This is a genomic window from Streptomyces sp. NPDC004561 (genome assembly GCF_053602155.1).
The window spans coordinates 1-1,703 of sequence record NZ_JBSGDB010000868.1 but is presented as its reverse complement, the minus strand read 5'-3'; the positions used below and the strand labels follow the sequence as shown (position 1 = coordinate 1,703).

Genomic DNA, 1,703 nt, shown 5'->3' with positions numbered 1-1,703 from the left:
ACACACATCCACAGCCCACAGCCCCCCCGGCACCACCGCCGTCACGGCCGTCACCCCCACCGCCACCGCCGTCACGGCCGTCACCCCCACCGCCACCGCCGTCACGGCCGTCACCCCCACCGCCACCGCCGTCACGGCCGTCAGCACCGCCGCCACCACCGCCGCCACCACCGCCCCGGCCGTCAGCACCGCCGCCACCGCCACCGCCCAGGCCGTCGGCGCCACCGCCGCCGTCGCGGTCGTCGGCGCCGCCACCGCCGCCCAGACCGTCGGCGCCACCCAGGCCCTCGGCACCGCCACCGCCGTCGCCGTCATTGCCGCCGTCGCCGGCGGCGCCGACGCGGTGGTACACCAGCCCGGCGGCGACGGCCGCTGCCCAGCGGATGGCCGCCGCCAGAACGGTCGGAGACCCCGTCTGCTCGCTGTCGGCCGTGGACCGGCCGGATCCGGCGCTGCTCCCCCAGGGCCTGACATCGGTGGGCATCGGGCAGGCCGGCGCCTACTGGTGCCTGATCTGGTAGCCCCCCGCACGCCACGGCCGCCCGTACCGCGCTGCGCACCTCGCATCAGCCCCGCGCAGCACACCGGGTCTGCGCCGGGATGGAGGCGAAGGCGGCGAGTGACGTGACCGGCCGGTCCCGCGGCACGAACCCGCCTCGGCAGAACCCTTGTTGTCCTCCTTTCACCCCCAACGTTTTTGCCCCACAGGAAAGTTCAATCACAAACAAGTCACATTCGGTATCCCGAGGCAACCACACGACTCCTTCACCTGTCACACACCCGCAAGACACACCATTCATCCCGTGGGGGGACCATGAGCCAGCAGCAGTACCCGCAGCCCCAGCAGCCCGGCTGGGGCGGCCCGCAGGGAGGCATGGGCATGCCGCCCCAGCCGCCGAAGAAGTCCGCCGGGAAGATCATCGGGTTCGGCTGCCTCGGTGTCGTGGCCCTCTTCGTCGTGATCGGCATCATCGGCGCGCTCGCCGGCGGCGGTGGCGGCAAGAGCGACGACAAGGCCGGCTCCGCCAAGAGCGGCGCTCCGAGCGCCACGGCGAAGAAGCACGACACCTCCACCGGTTCCAAGCAGCCGGCCGCCAAGCCGGCGCCGGTGCAGATCACCGCCAAGAAGACCGCCTTCTCCAAGAGCGTCCTCGCCGACAGCAGCAGCTACACCAGCGTCACGATCACGGTCACCAACCACAGCGGCAAGAAGCTCAGCGTCAACCCGCTGTACTTCGCCATCACCGACTCCCACGGCACCAAGCACACCGCCGAACTCGGCGTCGACGACAAGCAGATCGACACCGTCGACCTGGCCCCGGGCGAGAACATCTCCGGCACCGTCACCGGCAAGGGCGTCTTCACCCCGAAGTACGTCACCTACACCGAGGACCTCTTCGGCGACCCGATCCGCGCCGACGTCTCCTGACCGCCCGACGCCTCCCGACCGCCTGAGGTCTCCTGCCCGCCCGGCGCACCGCCGCCCACACCCACCAGCCCCGCATCCACCAGCCCCGCATCCACCGGCCGTATCCACCGGCTGTATCCACCGGGGCGAGCCGCTGGAGGGCGTGCCAGGCGCGGTGACGGCCCGCACCACAGCGCACGGCCGGCCCGGCCCGGCCCGCCCCCGTGCGGGTGGGCCGGGCCTCGGCGCATCATCCCGGGCCGCCGCGCCCGCGCGCGGCGGCCGACGACGCCGG

General features: G+C 73.2%; 3 protein-coding genes. 2 read left to right on the top strand and 1 reads right to left on the bottom strand.

Translation table 11 applies throughout. The features are described 5' to 3' along the window. A partial coding sequence (locus tag ACWEN3_RS46240; protein WP_452984410.1) for a hypothetical protein occupies positions 1-315 on the bottom strand: 315 nt, incomplete at its 3' end. A gap of 68 nt (positions 316-383) precedes the next feature. Here ACWEN3_RS46240 and ACWEN3_RS46235 point away from each other — a divergent pair. Continuing rightward, positions 384-521, top strand: a complete 138-nt coding sequence (locus ACWEN3_RS46235; RefSeq protein ID WP_452984408.1) for a hypothetical protein — start codon at positions 384-386, stop codon at positions 519-521. A gap of 293 nt (positions 522-814) precedes the next feature. Next, complete coding sequence (locus ACWEN3_RS46230) at positions 815-1,429, top strand: DUF4352 domain-containing protein (RefSeq protein ID WP_452984407.1); 615 nt, start codon at positions 815-817, stop codon at positions 1,427-1,429. Positions 1,430-1,703 lie beyond the last annotated feature (274 nt).

What these genes read in the sequence shown, in the direction of transcription:
- ACWEN3_RS46230 (WP_452984407.1), top strand. Translation starts at nt 815, where the DNA reads ATGAGCCAGCAGCAGTACCCGCAGCCCCAGCAGCCCGGCTGGGGCGGC.
- ACWEN3_RS46235 (WP_452984408.1), top strand. Translation starts at nt 384, where the DNA reads ATGGCCGCCGCCAGAACGGTCGGAGACCCCGTCTGCTCGCTGTCGGCC.